General features: G+C 76.4%; 16 protein-coding genes. 4 read left to right on the top strand and 12 right to left on the bottom strand.

What is annotated here, in order from left to right; translation table 11 throughout:
• Window positions 1-1,728: 1,728 nt before the first annotated feature.
• Together ABD160_RS17525 and ABD160_RS17520 are read right to left on the bottom strand one after the other, a co-directional pair.
• Window positions 1,729-2,727 carry a hypothetical protein gene (locus ABD160_RS17525; RefSeq protein ID WP_344023717.1) on the bottom strand — a complete coding sequence of 333 codons (999 nt, stop codon included), beginning with the start codon at window positions 2,725-2,727 and terminating at the stop codon, window positions 1,729-1,731.
• Between the two features lie 256 nt (window positions 2,728-2,983).
• Window positions 2,984-4,060, bottom strand: coding sequence for a LytR/AlgR family response regulator transcription factor (locus ABD160_RS17520; protein ID WP_344023715.1), 1,077 nt, complete (start codon window positions 4,058-4,060; stop codon window positions 2,984-2,986).
• 419 nt (window positions 4,061-4,479) lie between these two features.
• On the opposite strand from ABD160_RS17520, the gene mftD reads away from it, so the two are divergent.
• A complete protein-coding gene (gene mftD / locus ABD160_RS17515) occupies window positions 4,480-5,697 on the top strand; it encodes a pre-mycofactocin synthase MftD (protein WP_344023713.1) in 1,218 nt (405 codons plus the stop codon).
• A gap of 12 nt (window positions 5,698-5,709) precedes the next feature.
• On the opposite strand, the gene ABD160_RS17510 is transcribed toward mftD, so the two are convergent.
• From ABD160_RS17510 to ABD160_RS17485, 6 genes are all read right to left on the bottom strand, one after another.
• Complete coding sequence (locus tag ABD160_RS17510) at window positions 5,710-6,024, bottom strand: MoaD/ThiS family protein (protein ID WP_344023711.1); 315 nt, start codon at window positions 6,022-6,024, stop codon at window positions 5,710-5,712.
• The gene (locus ABD160_RS17505) at window positions 6,021-7,145 is read right to left on the bottom strand and encodes a WD40/YVTN/BNR-like repeat-containing protein (RefSeq protein WP_344023709.1); all 1,125 of its coding nucleotides are present in this window, start codon (window positions 7,143-7,145) and stop codon (window positions 6,021-6,023) included. The genes ABD160_RS17510 and ABD160_RS17505 overlap by 4 nt, the downstream gene beginning before the upstream one ends.
• A 79-nt stretch (window positions 7,146-7,224) precedes the next feature.
• Entirely contained in the window at window positions 7,225-8,118 is an 894-nt protein-coding gene (locus ABD160_RS17500) for an oxidoreductase (RefSeq protein ID WP_344023708.1), read from the bottom strand.
• Between the two features lie 34 nt (window positions 8,119-8,152).
• Window positions 8,153-9,562, bottom strand: coding sequence for a PepSY-associated TM helix domain-containing protein (locus ABD160_RS17495; protein WP_344023707.1), 1,410 nt, complete (start codon window positions 9,560-9,562; stop codon window positions 8,153-8,155).
• A complete protein-coding gene (locus tag ABD160_RS17490; protein WP_344023706.1) occupies window positions 9,559-10,569 on the bottom strand; it encodes a DUF5134 domain-containing protein in 1,011 nt (336 codons plus the stop codon). Before ABD160_RS17490 ends, ABD160_RS17495 begins: the two co-directional genes overlap by 4 nt.
• Window positions 10,570-10,808: 239 nt before the next feature.
• Entirely contained in the window at window positions 10,809-11,399 is a 591-nt protein-coding gene (locus ABD160_RS17485) for a sigma-70 family RNA polymerase sigma factor (RefSeq protein WP_344023703.1), read from the bottom strand.
• Between the two features lie 148 nt (window positions 11,400-11,547).
• On the opposite strand from ABD160_RS17485, the gene ABD160_RS17480 reads away from it, so the two are divergent.
• A complete protein-coding gene (locus ABD160_RS17480; protein ID WP_344023699.1) occupies window positions 11,548-12,321 on the top strand; it encodes a Dph6-related ATP pyrophosphatase in 774 nt (257 codons plus the stop codon).
• Here ABD160_RS17480 and ABD160_RS17475 read toward each other — a convergent pair.
• Both ABD160_RS17475 and ABD160_RS17470 read right to left on the bottom strand, forming a co-directional pair.
• Entirely contained in the window at window positions 12,216-13,427 is a 1,212-nt protein-coding gene (locus ABD160_RS17475) for a kynureninase (protein ID WP_344023698.1), read from the bottom strand. The genes ABD160_RS17480 and ABD160_RS17475 overlap by 106 nt on opposite strands.
• A 188-nt stretch (window positions 13,428-13,615) precedes the next feature.
• A complete protein-coding gene (locus ABD160_RS17470; protein WP_344023696.1) occupies window positions 13,616-14,734 on the bottom strand; it encodes a DegT/DnrJ/EryC1/StrS family aminotransferase in 1,119 nt (372 codons plus the stop codon).
• A gap of 237 nt (window positions 14,735-14,971) precedes the next feature.
• Here ABD160_RS17470 and ABD160_RS17465 point away from each other — a divergent pair, with 237 nt between their 5' ends.
• A complete protein-coding gene (locus ABD160_RS17465; RefSeq protein ID WP_344023694.1) occupies window positions 14,972-16,621 on the top strand; it encodes an FAD-dependent oxidoreductase in 1,650 nt (549 codons plus the stop codon).
• A gap of 9 nt (window positions 16,622-16,630) precedes the next feature.
• On the opposite strand, the gene ABD160_RS17460 is transcribed toward ABD160_RS17465, so the two are convergent.
• Entirely contained in the window at window positions 16,631-17,764 is a 1,134-nt protein-coding gene (locus tag ABD160_RS17460) for a sensor domain-containing diguanylate cyclase (protein ID WP_344023692.1), read from the bottom strand.
• A 126-nt stretch (window positions 17,765-17,890) separates the two neighbouring features.
• The gene (locus tag ABD160_RS17455; protein WP_344023690.1) at window positions 17,891-19,048 is read right to left on the bottom strand and encodes an aminotransferase; all 1,158 of its coding nucleotides are present in this window, start codon (window positions 19,046-19,048) and stop codon (window positions 17,891-17,893) included.
• 265 nt (window positions 19,049-19,313) lie between these two features.
• Between ABD160_RS17455 and ABD160_RS17450 the strand changes: the two genes are divergently transcribed.
• A complete protein-coding gene (locus ABD160_RS17450) occupies window positions 19,314-20,342 on the top strand; it encodes a helix-turn-helix transcriptional regulator (protein ID WP_344023688.1) in 1,029 nt (342 codons plus the stop codon).
• Window positions 20,343-20,354 lie beyond the last annotated feature (12 nt).

Here is a 20,354-nt window from a genome sequence, read left to right as displayed (position 1 = left end):
CGGGTGGGCACCGCCGCGCGGGGCGCTGCCCGGGCGGGCCGGGCCGCGGTGGCCCCAGGCGCCTGCGGCACCGGCTGCAGCGGCGCCGGCTGCTGCGGCACCGGGTGTTGCGGCGCCGGCACCGGCGGCGGTGCCTCGGGCACCGGCACCTGCTGCACCGGCACGGGCGGCGCCGTCGGCTCCGGCTCCCGCTCCGGCCCCGGCGGCACCGGCGGCCGGGACGTCGGCGGGCGGACCCGGCGCACGCGGCGGCCGGGCCGTTGGCCGGGTGCCGGGCCGGCCGGGGCCGGCCTGGTCGGATCCCGGGTCCGCATCGGGCGGCGAGCCGGGACGGCGCGGCCCCGGGGCACCGGACCGGGCCGGCGCGCCGTCGGGGCGGCCCCGGCCCGGAGCGCCGTCCGGGCGCGCCGGAGGTGCACCGGGGGGCGGGCCACCTGCCGGGCCACCCGCTGCCGGCCCACCTGCTGCCGGGCCACTTCCTGCCGGGCCGCCGGCGGGCGGGGCAGCGCGGTCCTGGGGCGGGGCCTGCGGTCCGGGGGGCGGCCCGGGCCGTCCGGGTGCGGCCGGTCCGCCGTCACCGGTGGGCTCGGGCCGGGAACCCGGACCGCGGCGCGGCACGACCGGCAGCTCCCCGCTGAGCCGGGCGGCGCGGTCGCGCTCCGCGGGGGGCGCGTCCGGTTCGGCGGCGCGGTACCGGCGGCGCTCGGCGGCGGTGTCCGGGCGGCCCGGTACGGCCGTCGCGCTGACGGTCTCGCCGATCCCGCGCCGGGTCGCCCGGATCGATCGGATGTCGGTCGGCCTGCTGTCGCTGTGCCCGCTCCGGCCGGCCGCCGGATCGGGTCGCGAGGCGCGTGCGCGCCAGGCGGCGGACCGTTCGGCCGCGGCGGCGGCCTCGCGCTCGCGGCGGCGCAACCACGGTCCGTCCGGGTCGCCGGGGGTCTCGCCCCGGTCGTCGGGTCCCGGCGGGCCCGGGGCCCGGCCGGGTCGTCCGTGCCCGCCCGGTGGCGGGCCGCCCGGACGCTGCTCGGGTCCGGTGCCCGCGGGGGGCCGGCCGTGGGCACCGGTCGGCGGCCGCTCGGCGCCACGGCCGTTCGGGCCGGGACCGGAGCCACCGGGGCCGCCACCGGAGGGGCCGGGCCCACCGGCGCCGGGGCCGCCGGGTCCGCCCGGGCCGCCGGAGCCGCCGGGCCCCCCGGGACCGGGACCACCCGGACCGGATCCACCGGGCACCCCCGCCCCGCCCCCCGGACGCTGCTGCCCGCCACCGCGACCGCCCGGCGGGTTCACCGCCCCGGGCCGGCCGGCCGGCTGCGGACCGGAGTGCCGCCCGCCGGCCGGGCCGGGCTGAGGGTCGGCCTGCTGCCTGCCGGGATCACGCGGGTCGCCGCCGTCCGGTGCCGGATGCTCGCGGCGGCCGTCGGGCCGCAGGTGCGGGCGGTCGTCGCGCCGCCCGGAACGCCTGCCGTCCCGCGGCGGGCCGGACCGGGCCGGGTCGTGGCCATGGGGGTCCTCGCGCGGTGGTTCCGCCACCCGGGCACCCCCTTCACTGATCGGCACGGTCGGGCCCGCCGTGCCGGGCGTCGCGACCCGGGCACGGGTGTCTGCACCGGCGGCGGCTCCGGCGCTCGGGTCACCCGAGAGTACTTGCCGTGATCACGATCTCGGTGCCCGGCCACCCACCCCTGTGGGTGTTCCGGGGGAGGTCACGGGAGGCTCCGGACATACCCGTCACTGGTACGAGACGAACACCGGGGACTCGGGCCGGACGTCGTAGGTCTGGCGCGGGGTGAAGGTGGGCGAGTCCTCGTCGAGGAAGTTCTTCCAGCCCCACCAGAGCCCCTCCGGCCCGGGCGCGGAGTGCAGCGTGTTCCAGGTCTCGATCTTCTCCTGCGGGGTGCCGAAGCCGTCCGCGTGCAGCACGGTGGCGAGCTCCGGGTGCGAGGTCACCACGTCGGCCCGGTCGGAGATCATCGGCACCTGGAACTGGTGCAGCAGGAAGACCTTCTGCGGCAGGTTCCGCTCCCGGACCAGCCCGGCCAGCCACTCCGAGGTCGCGTTGACCTCCGCCGCGCTCACCGAGCCGACCTGGGCGCCGTGCCGCTGCCCGTCCGCCAGCCGCCACTCCGGATCGAGCGCGAGCCCGACGTGCGGCTGCGCGAGCAGCTCGGTGTAGCGCTGCGCCTGGGTGCGGAAGTCGGCCCGGCCCGGCTGCAGGTCCAGCACCACGTAGACGCCGGCCTGCCCGGCCTGCTCCACCCAGGGCCGCAGCTCCTCGACGCTCATCTCGGCCGAGTAGTCGCCGTCCGGCCCGGGTGCGGTGTCGGCGACCGTCGCGATGATCTCGAAGGCGGGCACCACCGGCTCGTCGACGAGCGGCTGGAAGTCGGCCGCCAGGTCCTGGGCCCGCGCGATCGAGGCGGCGATGTCCTGCTCGCCGAGCACCCCCATCGCGGGCGTCCCGGGATGGCCGTAGAGCGCCACCATCCGGCGCTGCGGGAACAGCTCGGTGCCGCCGCCGGGCAGCTCGGGCACCGGCGGCTCGGCGCTGGTCGGCGCGGCCTCGGGGGTGGGCGGCGGCGCGGGTTCCGCGTCCGCCGCGGGATCGTTCGTGCAGCCGGCGAGCAGCGCGCAGAGCGCGAGCAGCGCGCCGATCAGGGTGAGCGGGCGGATCGACCGCCCCGGTCGGTGACGGACGGTGGTCGGCTGAGTTACCCGCGAGGTGGACACCGGTCGCCAGGCTAGGTGAGCGGGGCCGCCGGGGCAGCGCGGAGCGTGTGCGGCGTGTCGCCGGGCGCCGGCGGGCTGCCAGCCGGGCCGCCGGCGGGTGTCAGTGGGCTGTCAGCCGGGCCGCCGACGGGGTGTCAGTGGGCTGTCAGCCGGGCGCCGGCGGGGTGTCAGCCCGGGCGCCGGGGGGCTGTCAGTGGGCTGCCAGCCGGGTGTGAGCGGGGTGTCAGCCGGGCGCCAGCCGGGTGCCAGCGGGGTGTCAGCGGGGGAGGATCGGGCCGTCCGGGCCGTCGTCGGGCCCGCGCTGCGGCCGCGGCGGTCGACCGCGCAGGATCCGCTTCAGCCCGGCGGTGTGCCGCCGGCTGACCGGCAGCTCGACCGCACCCGGGCCGTTGCCGAGCCGCACGACGTAGCCGGAGCCGGACATCCGCAGCTCGGTGATCAGCGCCAGCGCCACCAGGTACGCGCGGTGGATCCGGACGAAGCCGGCCTCGCCCCACCGGTCCTCCAGCACCGAGACCGGGATCCGGACGAGGTGGCTGCCCTCGTTGGTGTGCAACCGGGCGTAGTCGCCCTGCGCCTCCACGAACCGGATCGACGACCGCGGCACGAGCTTGGTGGTGCCGGCCAGCTCGACCGGGACCACCTCGTCGTCGGAGGTGGCGGCGGGGGCGCCCCGGCGGCCGGGGGGCACCTGCTGGCCGCCCGGCTGGGCGGGGTGCCCGGCCGGGCCGGGCGGTGCGGCCTCGGCGCGGCGGGCGGCGTGCAGTGCGACGGTCCGGTCCAGCGACCCGGCGAGGCGCTCGCTGCGCAGCGGCTTGAGCAGGTAGTCGACGGCGCCGACCTCGTAGGCGTCGACGGCGCGGTCGTCGTGCGCGGTGACGAACACGACCGGCGGCGGATCGGCCATCGCGTTGAGCACCCTGGCGAGCTCCAGGCCGTCCAGGCCGGGCATCCGGATGTCGAGGAACACCACGTCGACGCCGGGCTTGGAGGCGTCGGCCTGGGAGCCGTGCAGGATCCGCAGCGCCTCGGTCGCGTCCGGCGCGGTGAGCACCGTGTCCACCCGCGGGTCCTCGCCGAGCAGGTGGGCGAGCTCCAGCAGGGCCGGCTCCTCGTCGTCCACCGCCAGGACGGTCAGCAGCGCACCACCCGGCGACGGCTGCTGCGGCGGCGGCTCGGGGGCCCGCGCCTGCCCGGGCAGGCCGATCGGCCGGTGGTTGCTCGCCCCGTATCCGGGCGGCGCCCCGTAGCCGGACGGCATGCCGTACCCGGCCGAGCCGGAGACGACCGGCGTCGCACCGGAAGCGTGCCCACCCCGCGCGTGGCTGTACACGGCTCCTCCTTGCCGCGGGCCTGCCGCCCGCTGACCGGTGACTGCGGGCACACCGTATCGAGGCTGCGGAGAGTTACCGACGGCCGGTCCTCCGCGCGCGTCGCCACGATCCGGTGTAGGCCGTCCGGGGGGTGCTGTTCGCGTGGCGTGACCCGGGACCGCGGCAGACCGGGGTACCCCGCGGCCACCGGCCCGGCCCGGCGGTGTCGTCGCTGGTCGGGCGGATGGTCCGGGCCTCGCCGATCGGACGGGGTGACGGCCCGCCATATTGTGGCACTCGGTGCCGAAACGATACGGTGCGGTGCGGTCCGACACCCGTGACCGTGCGTACCGGCACGACCGTCGGTGACGCGCCGCATGCGGACCGTGCTGGGCACGCGCACCGCGCGGCGACACCGGGACACTGCGAAGGGGCAGCGATGGCGAGCACCAAGGACTGGTTCGAGACGGTCGCGGAGGCGCAGCGCCGGGCGCGCCGCCGGCTCCCGAGATCCGTCTACTACGCGCTGGTGGCCGGGGCGGAACAGGGCATCACGCTGTCCGACAACGTCGCCGCGTTCGACGAGCTGGGCTTCCGCCCGCACATCGCCGGCCTGCCGCCGCAGCGCGACCAGCGGACCACCGTGCTGGGGCAGGAGATCGACCTGCCGGTGGTCATCTCGCCGACCGGCGTGCAGGCGGTCGACCCGGAGGGCGAGGTCGCGGTCGCCCGCGCCGCCGCCAGCTCCAACATCCAGAACCCGCTGAACCCCGAGCAGACCGTGTCGACCGCGATGGGCCTGTCGTCGTTCGCGTCGCGCTCGGTGGAGGACGTCTGCGCGGTCAACGACAAGGTGTTCTTCCAGGTCTACTGGGCCGGTTCCAAGGAGGACATCCTGGCCCGGGCCGAGCGGGCCAGGGCGGCCGGCGCGAAGGCGCTGATCGTGACCCTGGACTGGACCTTCGCCACCCGCCGGGACTGGGGCAGCCCGCCCATCCCGGAGAAGGTCGACCTGAAGGCCGCGCTGCAGTTCGCGCCGGAGATGATCACCAAGCCGCGCTACCTGCTGGACTGGGCGAAGAGCGGCCGGATCCCGGACCTCAAGGCGCCGAACATGGCGCCCCCCGGCGGCGGCGACGCGCCCACCTTCTTCGGCGCGTACGGCGTCTGGTGGACCACCCCGCTGCCGACCTGGGACGACATCGCCTGGCTGCGCGAGCAGTGGGGCGGGCCGTTCATGATCAAGGGCATCATGCACCCGGACGACGCCCGCCGGGCCGTCGACGCCGGCGCCACCGCGATCTCGGTGTCCAACCACGGCGGGAACAACCTGGACGGCACCCCGGCCGCGATCCGGGCGCTGCCGGCGGTCGTCGACGCCGTCGGGGACGAGATCGAGGTGCTGATGGACGGCGGCGTCCGCCGCGGCTCCGACGTGGTCAAGGCGCTCGCCCTCGGCGCCCGGGCCTGCCTGATCGGCCGCGCCTACCTGTGGGGGATGGCCGCGCAGGGCGAGCGCGGGGTCACGAACGTGCTGTCGATCCTCTACAAGGGCATCGACGAGGCGCTGCTGGGGCTCGGGAAGAAGTCGATCCACGAGCTGACCCGCGACGACCTGATCGTCCCGGAGGGCTTCACCCGCTCCGCGAAGCACTGAGCTGGGCCCGGCTCAGCCGCCCGCCATCGCCCCGACGACCAGCAACGGCTCGTCACCCCGGGCGACGGCGGGCGGCAGCGCGGCCCCGGCCGGGGAGTGCGAGAGGTCCTCCTCGCAGGCGAAGTAGCGCAGGTAGGGCCTGCGCCGCCCGGACCCGCGATCGCGGATCGTCCCGCACAGCTCCGGATGCCGCCGTTCGACGGCGTCGAGCACCGCCCCGAGCGAGACCGGCGGCCCGGCGACCGGGACGGTGAGCTCGCCGTCGACCCGGGCCAGCCGGCGCAGCTGGGCGGGCAGCAGCACGCGGACCGTGCAGGTCGCGGTCACGACGCGGCCCCCAGCGTCTGCACCTCCACCGACAGCACGGCGGGCAGGTCCCGGACGATCGGCGCCCAGCTGTCCCCGGCGTCCGGCGAGGCGTACACCTGGCCGCCGGTGGTGCCGACGTAGATCCCGCACTCGTCGAGCCGGTCGACGGCCATCGCGTCGCGCAGCACGTCGACGTAGCAGTGTTCCTGCGGCAGGCCGCTGGTCAGCGGCTCCCACCCGCCGCCGCCGGTGCGGCTGCGGTAGACGCGCAGCCGCCCGTCCGGCGGGTAGTGCTCGGCGTCGCTGGTGATCGGGACGACGTAGACGGTGTCCGGCTCGTGCGCGTGCACGTCGACGACGAAGCCGAAGTCGCTGGGCAGGCCGTCGCCGATGTCGTACCAGGAGTCGCCGCCGTCGTCGGACCGCATGACGTCCCAGTGCTTCTGCATGTAGACGGTGTCCGGCCGGTCCGGGTGCCGGGCGAGCTTGTGCACGCAGTGCCCGACCTCGGCGTCCGGGTCGGGGATGCCGTCGCTGACCAGGCCGCGGTTGGCGGCCCGCCAGCTGGCGCCGCCGTCGTCGGTGCGGAAGACGCCGGCGGCCGAGATCGCGACCAGCAGCGCGGCGTCGTCGCGCGGGTCCGGACAGATCGTGTGCAGGCACATCCCGCCCGCGCCGGGCTGCCAGTGCGGCCCGGAGCCGTGCTCGCGCAGCCCGCGGACCTCGGTCCAGCTGTCGCCGCCGTCGACGGAGCGGAACAGTGCCGCGTCCTGCACGCCGGCCAGCAGGGTGTCCGGGTCGGACGGCGACGGCGCCAGCTTCCAGACCCGGGTGAACTCCCAGGGGTGCGGCGTGCCGTCGAAACTCTGGTGGGTGCCGGGGACGCCGGCGTAGCTGAAGTCGTTGCCGGCCGGCGCCCAGCTGCGGCCGCCGTCGTCGGAGCGCTGCAGCTGCTGGCCGAACCAGCCCATCGACAGCGCCGCCCACAGCCGGTCGGGGTCCGACGGCGACCCGGTGACGTGGTAGGCCTCCCAGCCGCCGAACAGCGGGCCGGTGACCGTCCAGTCCCGTCGTGTCCCGTCCGCCGTCAGCACGAACACGCCCTTGCGCGTGCCGACCAGTACCCGTACCCCGCTCATGCGGCCTCCTCACGCCGTGTACGGGTACCGACCGGCCGGGGCGGGTGAACTCATCGGTGCCGGACGCACCGGCCCGGCGTCACACCGGGAAGCCGACCTTCGTCAGCTCCTCGGCCCGCTCCCACAGCGCGCGCTGCACCCGGCGGTCGTGCGACGCGGCCGACGAGCCGACCGGACGCGGGTTGCCGCGCCCCTCGCCGATGCCGTCCGGCCCGATGTAGGCGCCGCCGGGCAGGTCCGGGACGGTCGCCGCGAACAGGGCGGGCAGCGCGCCGGCCGCCGCGGACTGGGCGACGACCCGGGTGGCGAGGCCGACCAGGGTGTCCTGGAACGACTCGGTGCGCCCCTGCAGGTTCGTCGCCGCGAAGCCGGGATGGGCGGCCGTCGACCGCAGCCGGGAACCGGCGGCGACGAAGCGGTGCTCCAGCTCGTAGGCGAACATCAGGCAGGCCAGCTTCGACTGGCAGTAGGCGGTCCAGCGCTCGTAGCGGCGGCGTTCGACGTTGAGATCGTCGAGGTCGATCCGGCCCAGCCGGTGCATCTGGCTGGACAGCGTGACGACCCGGTCGGTGATCCGGTCGGCGAGCAGGCCGGTCAGCGCGAAGTGGCCGAGGAAGTTCACGCCGAGCTGCATCTCGAACCCGTCGGCGGTGCGGCCCTGCGGGACCGCCATCAGCCCGGCGTTGTTCACCAGCACGTCCACCGGGCCCTCGATGCCGGCCGCGCACTCGCGGACCGACGTCAGGTCGGCCAGGTCCAGCCGCCGCACGCTTGCGGCACCGCCGAGCTCGCCGGCGACGGCGTCGCCCCGGTCGGTGTCGCGCACCGCGAGCACCACCCGGGCGCCCGCCCGGACCAGCGCGCGCGCCGTCTCCAGGCCGAGCCCGCTGTTCGCGCCGGTGACGACGACGGTGCGCCCGTGCTGGGGCGGGATCTCGCCGGTCGTCCAGGGAGCGGGTGAGGACCAGAACACGGGCGGCTCCTTACGGGGTGGGCGTGCCCCGGGTCTACCCGTTCGGTGGCCGCGTCATCCGCTGCGACACGGCCGCGGGCGTCGGGTCCACCCCGGTGGACGCCCGGCGGGCGGCCAGCGCGGCGTCCAGCAGCAGGAAGGCGACCAGCGAGATGCCGAGCACCGGCATGGCCAGCCCGATCAGCAGTGCCAGCCCCGCGACCAGCGCCACCGACGCCGGTGCCGGGCGTTCCCGCGATCCCGGCGGGCCCGCGTACCGGCGGCCGCCGGGCAGCGTGGGTCTGCGCAGCCACCACATCCGGTACCCCCACACGACCAGCACGATCAGTGCCGCCGCCAGCGCGGCCAGTGCGATCTGGTTGGCGACGCCGAACAGCAGCCCCATGTGCGCGTCGACGCCCCAGCGGGCCAGCTTCGCCGCGACCGGCCAGTCGTCGAAGGCGAGCCGGTCGACGATCGCGCCGCTCGCCGGGTCGACGGCGACCGAGTCCATCCGGGTGGGCCAGCTGCGCACCGTCCCGATCACCGACCACGCCTCGCCCGGGTCGCCCGGCAGCACCTCGACCGGGCCGGTCAGCCCGTCCGCGCGGGCGGCGTCCAGGACGAGTGCGGTGTCGGCGCCGACGGTGTCCCCGACGGCCGGGGCGCCCGCCGATCCGGTGAGCGGGGTGCCGCTGACCGTCGGGGTGGTCCAGTCCAGGGCGGTGCGCAGCGAGGACACGTTCGAGCCGGCGAACTGCGACCAGGTCAGGCCGGTCGCGGCCAGGAACAGGAACCCGACCGACGCCCAGATGCCGACCGCCCCGTGCCAGGACATGAGCCGGGAACGCGGGGAGCCGCCGGTCCGGGGCAGCACCCGTTCGCGGCGGGCGCGCACCCGCCGGGTCAGCTGCACGACCAGCCCGGAGACGGTCAGCACCGCCAGCCAGGACGCGGCCAGCTCGGAGTACACCTGGCCGGGCGGGCCGAGCAGCAGCGACCGGTGCAGGTTGTCGATCACCGCGCGGACCGGGAGCCACTCGGCGTAGGTGTCCAGGGTGGCCCGCACGTCGGCGGTGTAGGGATCGACGAAGACGGTCCGGTTGTAGCTGGGGGCGAGATCGGCGTCGAAGGACACCCGGGTGGTGACGCCCGGCTCGGGTGACGGCCGCACCTCGGTGACCGGCAGCCCTGGCTGGGTGGCGACGGCGGCGGCGACCTGCTCGGCGATCGGCAGCTCGGGCCCGCTGACCGGGGCGTACAGCGCGTCGGCGTGTGCCCAGCGCTCGATCTGCGGGGTCAGCGTGTAGAGCAGCCCGGTGATCGCGGCGACCAGCAGGAACGGGCCGACGATCAGGCCCGCGTAGAAGTGGATGCGGGTGACCAGCGGCCGGAGCCCGCGGAACGGGCCGCCCGGGCGGGCCGGGGCGGGGGGACCGGGCCGGGCCTCGGGTGCGGCGGTCACCAGCCCGCCACCATCGCCGCGAGCATCAGGACCATGCCGATGCTCATGAGGGCGTGGCAGCCGGCGTCCGTGCGCGGGCCGAACAGCGGGCGCCGCGGTGTGTCCGGTGTGCACGGTGCGTCCGGTGCGCCCGCTTCGTCCGGGTGTTCGGCGACGGCGGTCGAGGTGGTCCCCGGGCCGGTCGCGGCGGGGGATCCGGTGGCGGTTCCGGCGGGGACCCCGGTGGCGGTTCCGGCGGGGACCGCGGTGGGGGGTCCGGCCGGGTTGTTCGTGCGGATGTCGCCGGGGCCCGCCGAGGTGCCGGCCGTGGCTGTGCGGGTGGGGGTGGCCGTGCGGGTGGAGGTGGCCGTGCCTGTTCCGGTGCCGGTGCCGGTGCCGGTGGCGGTGGCGGCCGTGCTGTCGCTGCCGACGCCCGCCGGATCCAGCGGGACGCCGGGGAAGTCCTCGTCGGCGGCGTGCCCGTGGCCGTCGGCGGCGAGCGCCCGGACGGCCCAGAACCCGGCGACGGCCAGCAGCGCCGCGCACAGCGCCACGGTCACGCCGACCGCCCAGCCGGCCTGACCGGCCGCATGTGCCGCGTGGTCGGCGCCGGCGTCGTGCCCGACGTGGCCGGTGTGCCCGCCGCCGCCCGCCGGGGCGGTCACCGGGGCGGGCATGATCAGCGGCATCGCGGCGAGCATCCACACCATCGCGGCCGCCATCAGTGCATGCGCCGAGCCGCCGGTGCAGCCGTGCAGCCGGTGCCGCCTGCGGCGGACCGCGTCGGCCGCGAAGAACACCGCGAACCCGCCGAAGAGCAGGATCTGGAACCACAGGCCGGTGGTTCCGTACCAGGTCCAGGTCATCACGACCATCGCCGCGCTCATCAGCAGGTGCGCCAGCTCCGAGGTGCGCCGCCCGGGCGGCGCGGCCTCGGCGACGGCACCCGACCAGCGCAGCAGCGCATAGCCGCCGGTCAGCACGAACAGCGCGGTCAGGGTGAGCGCCACGGGCAGGGACGCGATCACGGGACCTCCTGGGGGAGCGGCGGGTCCGACGGGGGCACGTACCGGTTGGTCGTCGCCGTCACCCGCCCGGTTCCCGGTGCGACGGGCGTCACCCGGTCGGCGCGGCGCGGCCGTGCACGCGCGCTGTGTCAGCGCTGGACCAGCGCAACACCAGCAACCGCGTCAGCACTGCGTCAGCACTGCGTCAGCACTGCGTCAGCACTGCGTCAGCACTGCGTCAGCGCTGCACCAGCGCTGCGTCAGCGCGGTGCGGACCGGAGCGCCCGCCGCGAACCGGGGGCGGCGGTGTCCGCCTCCAGCGCGCGCACCAGGTCCTCCCGGGCCCGCGCCACCCGGGACCGGATGGTGCCGACCGGGCAGCAGCAGACCTGCGCGGCCTCGGCGTAGCCGAGATCCAGGATCTGGGTGAGCACGAACGCCTCGCGGCGGTCCGCCGGCAGGTCGTCGATCAGCGCCCGCAGCACGACCGCCTCCTGCGCCCCGCTGCGCGGAACCATTCGCTCCATCGTCTCCAGCGCGTCGTCACCGAGATCGCGGGTCCGCGGCCGGCGCACCGCGGTGCGGACCGCGTCGACGGCGACCCGGCGGGCGACCGACAGCAGCCAGGTGCGCGCGCTGGACCGGCCCTCGAAGGTGGACAGCGTCCGCAGCGCCCGCAGGTAGGTCTCCTGGGTGAGGTCCTCCGCGTCGGCGGGGCCGTTCAGGTGCACCAGGAACCGGTACACGTCGGCCTGGGTGGCCTGGACGAACGCCGTCAGCGCGGCCTGGTCACCGGCCCCGGCGGCCAGCGACCACGCCGTCACGGTGGCATCGTCGTGGCGTTCGGGCACCCCGCCACGGTAGTACGCGCAGCGGCCGGCGCAACGTCCCCCCACCTGCTGTTCCGCAGGCCGGGAACACGTTGCGTGACGAATCATCACTGTCCGGACAGCGGCGGTCCGCCGTTCCGCGCAGCGGATTGCGACTACCGTCGCAGCCGTGAGCGACGTCTGGGTGAGCTGGTCCGGTGGGAAGGACGCGGCGACCGCGCTCGCCGCGGCGCGCGCGTCCGGGCTGCGGGTGACCGGGCTGCTCAGCACGACCGCGCGCCCGGCCGGGGCGACGGCCGAGATCCCGGTGCACGGCGTCGGGCTGCCACTGCTCGAGGCCCAGGCGGCGGCGCTGGGGCTGCCCCTGCACACGGTCGAGCTGCCGTCGCCGTGCCCGGACGGCGAGTACACCGCGCGGATCCGCACTGCGCTCGCCGCCGCCCGCGCGGCCGGGGTGTCCCGGCTGGTCTGCGGCGACCTGGCGCTGGCCGACGTCCGCGCGTTCCGCGAGGCGGTCCTCGCGGGCACCGGCGTCGCCGGGGAGTTCCCGCTGTGGGGCACCGGCACCGCGGAGCTCGCCCGGCGGATGATCGGCGACGGCCTGCGCGCGGTCGTCGTCGCCGTCGATCCGGCCCGGCTGCCCGCCGGGCTCGCCGGGCGGGCGTTCGACGCCGCCTTCCTCGGCGACCTGCCCGCCGGGACCGATCCGTGCGGCGAGAACGGCGAGTTCCACACCTTCGTCACCGGCGGTCCCGGGTTCGGCCACGACGTCCCGGTCGACGTCGCGGGCACCGTCGAGCGGGACGGCCACGTGCAGGCCGTGCTGGTCCCGGCGGGTCAGCCGGCGACCAGCGAGCGCAGCACCGACAGCCCGGCGTGCAGCTCCGCGAACGACGTCGACAGCGGCGCCGGGCCGATCCGCAGGCCGTCCGGGCCGCGGTAGTCCGGGATCACCCCGGCGGCGTGCAGCGGCCCGAGCAGCCCGGCGAACCCCGGCCGGGTCAGCGTCACGTGGCCGCCGAGGCGGTCCGGGTCGCGCGGCGACGCGACGGCGACGCCGTGCGGCACCAGCCAGGCGTCGGCCAGCTCCAGGGCGTAGCGGGTGAGCCGCCGCGACTTCTCCCGGACCGCGCCGATCCCGGCCTCGGCGAGCATCTCCAGCGACACCTGCAGCGGCACCGTCGCCAGCACCGGCGGTGTCCCGGACAGCATCCGGCGCACCCCGTCGGCGGGCGCGAAGCCGTCGGTCATGCCGAACGGGTCGGCCCGGCCGACCCAGCCGCGCACCGGGTTCTCGACGTCGGCGAGCAGATCGGCGCGGACGTAGCCGAACGCCGGGGAGCCCGGCCCGCCGTTGAGGTACTTGTAGGTGCAGCCGGCCGCCAGGTCGGCGCCCCAGGCGTCCAGCTCGACCGGGACCGATCCGGCGGAGTGCGACAGGTCCCACAGCACGAGCGCGCCCGCGTCGTGCGCGATCCGGGTGATCGCGGGCGCGTCGGCGATCCAGCCGGACCGGTACCCGACGTGGCTGAAGCTGACCAGCGCGGTCCGCCCGGACACGGCGGCGGCGACCTGCTCCGGGGTGATCCCGGCCGCCGGGTCGGTCCGGATCCGGCGGACGGTCAGGCCGCGCGCGTCGGCGATGCCGTCGAGCACGTCGCGGTCGGTGGGGAAGTTGCCGGTGTCGGTGACGATCTCGTCGCGGCCCGGGCGCAGCGCGACCGCGGCGGTCGCCAGCTTGTGCAGCAGCACCGTCGTCGAGTCGGCGACGACGGTCTGCCCGGGTGCCGCGCCGAGCGCCAGCCCGCCGATCCGGTCGCCGAGCCGTTCCGGCAGGGTCCACCAGCCCTCGTCCCAGCCGCGGATCAGCCGGGTGCCCCAGTCGTCGCGGACGAACCCGGCCAGCCGGTCGGCGGCGGCCGCGGGCGGGCGGCCGAGCGAGTTGCCGTCCAGGTAGGCGACGACGCCCGGGGCGGGGGTGAACCGCTCCCGGAACGACGCGAGCGGATCGGCGGCGTCGTGCGGGGCGGGATCGAGCGGATCGGGCACCCGGCCAGTCTCACCCGGCCGGCGCCCGACGGCCCGGCCGCGGCCCCCGGCGACCCCCGGACAGCAGCCCCGCCACAGCAGCCCCGCCACAGCAGCCCCGCTACAGCAGGCCCGCCACAGCAGGCCCGCCACAGCAGGCCCGCCACAGCAGGGCCGCCGCAGGAGGCCCGCCGCCGCAGGGGACCTGCTCAGCCGGCCAGCCGCCGGGCCAGCAGCCGGAAGGCCGGCGTCGGGAGCTCCGGCGCCAGGTCGACGGCGCAGGTGCGGGCCAGGATCTCCAGGGTCCGCGGACAGGCGTCCGGGCCGTGGTCGATCTCGGCGTCGACCGCCGCGTACGGGTCCAGCGCCGGGTGCAGCGGGTTGCGGGCCTGCAGCGAGCGCCAGTTCGTGTAGACGTGCCGGCCGGTGTCGATCAGCCGGTGCACGCCGCGGTTCGCGCCGAACTCCACGGCCGCGTCCGGCGTGCCGAACTCCAGCGCGAGCCCGGCGGCGCGGGCCGGATCGTGGTGCGGCACCGGGCGCAGGTCCCGGCCGACCCGCGACGCGAGCGACTCGAGCACGATGCCGCGGTGCTTGCGGCGCCGGGCCAGCTGCGCGTCCAGCCCGGCGAGCTGCGGGCGCAGCACGGCGGCGGACAGCTCGGGCATCCGCAGGTTCACCCCGACGATGAGGTCGGCGTCGGAACCGGCGAAGCCGGCCCGCTCGTAGCTGCCGACGTCGTGGTACATCGACGCCCGCTCGAACAGCCGCGGGTCGTTGGTGACCAGCGCGCCGCCCTCGCCGGAGCGGATGTTCTTGTGCTGGTTGAAGCTGAAGCAGCCGGCGTGCCCGATCGAGCCGGCCCGGCGCCCCCGGTAGGTGACGCCGATCGCCTGGCAGGCGTCCTCGACGACCAGCAGGTCGTGCGCGGCGGCCACCTCCATGATCGCGTCCATGTCGGCGACGTGGTTGATCATGTGCACCGGCAGCACGGCGCGGCTGCGCGGGGTGATCCGGTCCTTCAGGTCGATCGGGTCCATGGTGAGCGACCCGTCGACCTCCACCAGCACCGGCACCGCGCCGACGGCGAGCGCCGCCGCCGCCGTGGACACCCAGGTGTAGGCGGGCACCAGCACCTCGTCACCGGGGCCGATCCCGGCACCGACGAGCGCGGCCACCAGCGCGCTGGTACCGCTGTTCACGGCCAGCGCGTGTCGCGTCCCGACCAGGTCCGCGAGCTCGCGCTCGAACCGGCCGACCTCCGAGCGGTCCCCGCCGGTGAACCGGCCGAGCTCACCCCGTCCCAGCACGCGGACGGTCGCAGCCATACCCCGCGCGCTCGTCGCCATCGCGGCGAGTCCCATACTTGTCCTCCTGGACCGGTGGTGCCGGACGAACCCGGCGTCCCGGTCGTTCATCACACCGACCACTGTCCCGCGCATTACGGCGGAACCGGACACGACGGTACCCACCGTTGCGCCGGTGCCGCGGCGCCCGCCCCCGGTGACACCGGGCGACGGGGGCCGGCCGGTTCCGCCGACACGACCTGAGAGGACCCGCGCCGCATGCTCATCGACACCAGGCGAGCGCTCCCCGGATCCTGGTTCGAGGCCGAGGTCTGCGTGATCGGGAGCGGCCCGGCGGGCGCCGCGGCGGCCGCCGAGCTGGCCGACCGCGGACTGCGCGTGGTCGTCCTGGAGGGGGGCGGTCCCGGGATGGGCCGCACCGCCCGGGACACCTACCGCGGGATCACCGGGCGCGGCGCGCACGACCCGGTCGACGCCGTCCGCCAGAAGCGGCTCGGCGGCACCTCGATCGTCTGGGGCGGGCGCTGCGCCCCGCTCGACGACGTCGACTTCACCGAGCGCGAGTGGCTGCCCGGCACCACCTGGCCGATCACCCACGACGAGCTCCGCACCTGGTACCCGGTCGCGCAGCGGCATCTCGACGCCGGCGCCTGCGAGTACTCGGCGGCCGGGTCGGGCTTCCCGCTGACCCCGCCGGGGGTGTCGTCGGAGTCGCTGCGCTGGGACGACCTGTGGCGGTGGAGCCCGCCCACGTCGTTCGCGCCGCGGGTGGAGGCGATGGCGAAGTCCGGCCGGATCCGGCTGTTCCTGCACGCCACGGTGGCCCGCCTGGAGCGCGATCCGGTGTCCGGCGCGGCGACCGAGGCGGTCGTCGTCCCGCGGCCGGGGCTGGAGGTGCGGGTCCGGGCGAAGCAGTTCGTCGTCGCGGCGGGCGGGCTGGAGTCCACCCGGATCCTGCTGGCCTCCGACGGGTACGGCGGCACCGGCCTGGGCGCCGGGATCGGCGACGAGCACGGCCAGGTCGGCACCCATTACATGACGCACCCGGTCGGCGAGGTGGGCCGGCTGCGGCTGACCCGGGCCGGCCGCGAGCTCGGCCTGGGCTACCTGCCCACCGACGACGGCGTGTACGCCCGCCGGATGCTCTCGCTGTCCGGCCGGGCACAGGCCGACCACCGGCTCGGCAACCTCAAGGCGGCGCTGTGGTTCGCCGACCCGAAGGACCCCGACCACGGCGACGCGCTGCTGTCGACGTTCGCGCTGACCTACTGGGGGATGGGCAAGCTGCGGGCCGGGTTCAAGGCGGCCGGCACGCACGCCCAGTACGCGCGGACCACCGGGATCGGCCGGCACGTCCGGAACGTGGCCGCCGATCCGCTGCGGGTCGCCCGGTTCGCCCGTGGCTGGGCCCGGCCACGGATCACCGGGGAGCGGCGGCTGCCGTCGTTCATGCCGCTGGACTCGGGGCACTGCCGGCTGCGGTTCGACGCCGAGCAGACCCCCGACCCGGCGAACCGGGTCACCCTGGACCGCGACCGGGACGCGCTCGGCCAGCACCGGCTGCGGGTGGACTACCGGGTGTCGGCGTCGGACCGGGACGCGATCGCGACCTCGCTGAGCCTGATCGGCAAGGAGCTGGAGCGGAGCGGGCTGGCCTACGTCGACATGTCCGACGTCGAGCGGGTGCACGACATGGACATGACCGACGGGACGCACCAGATGGGGCTGCTGCGGATGTCGGACTCGCCGCGCACCGGGGTCGTGGACGCGCAGTGCCGGGTGCACGGGACGCCGAACGTGCACATCGCCTCCAGCGCGGTCTTCCCGTCCGCCGGGGCGGTCGGCCCGACGCTCGCGCTGGTCGCGCTGGCCTGCCGGACCGCGGAGCTGATCGCCCGGGAGTCCTGAGCCGCCCGGTCAGCTCTGCAGCAGGGTGACCCCGGTCCCGGTGGCGCCGTCCAGGGCGGCCCACAGGGCGTCCAGCGGGAGCGGCCGGTGCCGGGTCCGGGTGATCACGGCGTGGCACGGCGTCGGCACGAACGGGAACGCCGAGGACAGCCCGGCGACCGTCTCGCAGAGCCTGCGCGCCACGGTGGCGAGCGACCGGACGTCGAGCCCGGGCAGGATCAGCAGGAACTCCTCGCGGCCGACCCGGACCGCCCGCCCGGACGCCCCGGAGTGCGCGGCGAGCAGCCGGGCGACCCCGCGCAGCACGGCGGTCTCGGCCCGGAACCCGTGCCTGCGGTTGACGGCGCCGAGCCCCTGCACCCGCAGCAGCACCAGGCCCAGCGGCAGCGTGCCGGGGGCGGATCCGGCGGTCCAGCGGTCCAGGAACGCCCGGGTGGGCAGTCCGCTGCGCGGGTCGCGCTCGGCGCCGGGCTCCAGCTCGTCGAGCCGGGTCTCGGCCAGGTCGGCCCGCCTGCGCTCCTCGGACAGGTACCGGGCGAGCCGGTCGGCGGCGGCGTCGTAGCGGTGGTCGGTGGCGGTGCCCGGGATCGGGAGCACCCGGGAGAGCACCTCGTCCAGCGCGCCGGTGCGCCGGGCGCCGAGCCGCGGTCCGAGCTGGTGGCGCAGCCGCAGCAGCTCGGCGTGCGCGTCGGCGTGCCGGAACGACCAGCGGGCGGCGAACAGCCTGCCGCGTTCGAGCGACCGGGCCGAGCCGTCGACGGACTCCAGGTCGTGCGCCACGACGGTCGCGCCGGACCGCGGGGTCAGCACGGTGACGCTCCACTCGCGGGTCGCGGGTTCGGAGTCGGCGAGCCGGACGTGGCCGAGCCCGGGCGGCATCCCCGGCGGCGCGGCGCCGGCGGCGGCGACGGCCGCACCGCCCGCGCACTCCTGCGCGATCCGGGCCCACGTGGGGAGCTGCGGGGTGAGGTAGCCGGCCCGCTGGAAGAGGCCGACGACGGCCATCGGCCGGTCCCGGGCCGGGGCGAGGGCGAAGTCCTCCACCGCCCGGGACAGAGCGATCAGCAGCGGTTTGGTGACGGTGCGTGATCGGGTGGCGTCGTCGTCGGGCGCGGTGCCGGATCCTGGCTCGGCATCGTGCACCCGGCTCCCTTCACACTCCCGCAGTAACGCCTGTGATCATTGTCCCCCGAGTGTGCACGATCCGCGATCGGCGGGGGGTGCACCCGGGTTACCGGGCCGGGGCGGGCCGGGAGAACGGGGCCGGGATCAGCCGCCGATCGCGGCGAGCCGGGTGGCGAGCGTGCCGGCCGCGTCGGCGTCCACCCGCCCGACGCTCACCCGCAGCATCTGCCGGTCCTCGGGCAGGAAGGCGGTGCCCGGGATGACCAGCGTGTCGTGCTCGAGCAGCAGCTCGCGGACGACGTCGGTGCTGGGCCGGTCGGTGAACGGATGGCGCACCCAGGCGAAGAACCCGCCGGCGGACACGACCTCGAACCCGCCCGGCCGGGGCGCCAGCGCGTCCACCAGCCACTGCCGCCGCCGGGCGATCTCGGCCACCCGCCCGGCCCGCCAGGCACCGGCCCGGGTGAGGCCGGTCAGGGTCGCCTCCTGCCCGGCCCGCGGCGCGCAGATCGCGATGCAGTCGAGCACCTTGAGCACCTCGCGGTTCAGCTCCGGCGCGCCGACGACGGCGCCGACCCGGTAGCCGGGGATCGCCAGGTCCTTGGAGAACGAGTGCAGGCTGACCACCGTGGAGCGCCACTGCGGATCGGCGAACAGCGGGTGCGCCGGGGCGTCGGTGTCCCGGAAGGACCGGTAGGTCTCGTCCAGCACGAGTGCGACGTCGTGCCGCCGGGCCAGCTCGGCGAAGGCGACGATCTCGGCGGGCGGGACCGTGACCCCGCTCGGGTTGCCCGGGGTGACCAGCACGATCGCCCGGGTCCGCGGGGTGATCAGCGTTTCGGCGTCGGCGGCCCGGGGCACCAGATCGGCGTCCGGCTCCAGGTAGACCGGCCGCACGCCCTGCAGCCGGACCCACATGTCGTGGTTGAAGTAGTACGGCAGCGGCATGACCAGCTCGTCGCCCGGCCCGGCGAGCGCCGAGACGACGGTGGTGAACGCCTGGTTGCAGCCGGCCGTGACCACCACGTCGGACGGGTCGATCCCGCCGGCGTAGTCCCGGCTCAGCTCCTCGGCGACGGCCCGGCGCAGCGCCGGCAGGCCGGGCACCGGCGCGTAGCCCGCGCCGGCCGGGTCCCTGGCGACCTCCACGACCCGCTCGACGACCTCCGGTGCCGGCGGGTAGGGCGGGGCGGCCTGGGAGAGGTCGAGCAGCGGCCGGCGTCCGTCGTGCAGGGCGAGCAGCGCCTGCGCTGCGCCGATCGGGGAGTCGATCCCACCGGTCGTCGTCGGGTCGAGTCGCAACGCTGGCCGCCGTCCTCTCGGTCGTCGTCGGGCGTCCGTCGGCGGAGCCCGGCGCAGTCTAGTCAGCGGATCCGGGCGCAGTCACAACCTAATTGCGATTACATGTCGCTATTGCGGCGGGGTGATCGCGTAAACATGCCGCAAAGGACGGCGGGTGCGCTTGTCCAACCTGGAGCCCGGCCTTACATTGGTACGTCTGTTGTAACATTGACTGGCGGTTCGAGAACCCGGGCCGCGCGGTGACCCGGAACCCGAGGGGGTTTCCATGGGAGAGCCGGAGAGCTCTCGGGCGGTGGGGCTGCGGACGTGTGCCCCGCACGGGACGACCGTCGAACTCGACACGACCGACGTGGAGCAGGCCCGCGCGGTGGTGGGGCGGGCGTACGCGCCGCACACCATCACCGTCCGCGGCGATCCCGGCCGGTTCCGCGCCGTGCAGGCCTCGCTGTCCGACGGGCCGGTCGCGCTGGACGAGCTGCGCTACGGCACCGAGTGCGACGTCGTGGCGACCGCGCCGCTGGACCGGGTGCACTGCGTGGTGCAGCCGATCAGCGGCACGGTCACGGTGAGCGGCGGCCGGTCGTCGGAGACGCTCGTCCCCGGCCGGTCGGTGGCGCTCGACGCCGAGCTCGAGTTCCGGATGCACTGGCACGACGACGCCGCGATCAGCGGGATCCGGATCGACCGGGTCGCGTTCGACGCCGCGGTCGCCGACATCGTCGGCGACGATCCGGTGCCGCTGCCCCGGTTCCTGCTCCGCTGCCCGGCCTCCGAGCGCGACGCCCGGCTGTGGCAGTCGGGCGTGCAGCTGCTCGAACGCTCCCTGCGCTCCGCGGAGCTGCGCGACGCGGGCCCGCTGTGGCGGGCCGAGCTGCACCGGCACCTGGTCGGCGTGCTGCTGGCGACCCACCCGACGGAGTCGCGGTACCCGCAGGCCACCCCCGGTGCGGTGCCGCGCTCGGCCGCCTCCCGGGCCGTCGACTACCTGCACGAGCACGCCGGCGAGCCGTTCAGCGCGCGGGCGGTGGCCCGGGCGAGCGGCACCTCGGTCCGGTCGATGCAGGAGGCGTTCCGGCGCGAGCTCGGCACCAGCCCGCTGCAGATGCTGATCCGGATCCGGCTGGCGAAGGCCTGCGCCGAGCTGCGGGCCGGCGACCCGGCCGTCGTGACGGTGGCCGACGTCGCCAGCCGCTGGGGGTTCGGCAACCTCGGCCGGTTCTCCCGCCGGTTCCGCGAGGAGTTCGGCGAGCTGCCCTCCGACGTCCTGAAGAACTGCCCGAAAGGACAGCTGTGACCGCACCGGCCG

It is taken from the genome of Pseudonocardia kongjuensis (assembly GCF_039526905.1).
GTDB lineage: Bacteria > Actinomycetota > Actinomycetes > Mycobacteriales > Pseudonocardiaceae > Pseudonocardia > Pseudonocardia kongjuensis.
This window is presented reverse-complemented; position numbering and strand designations above follow the sequence as displayed.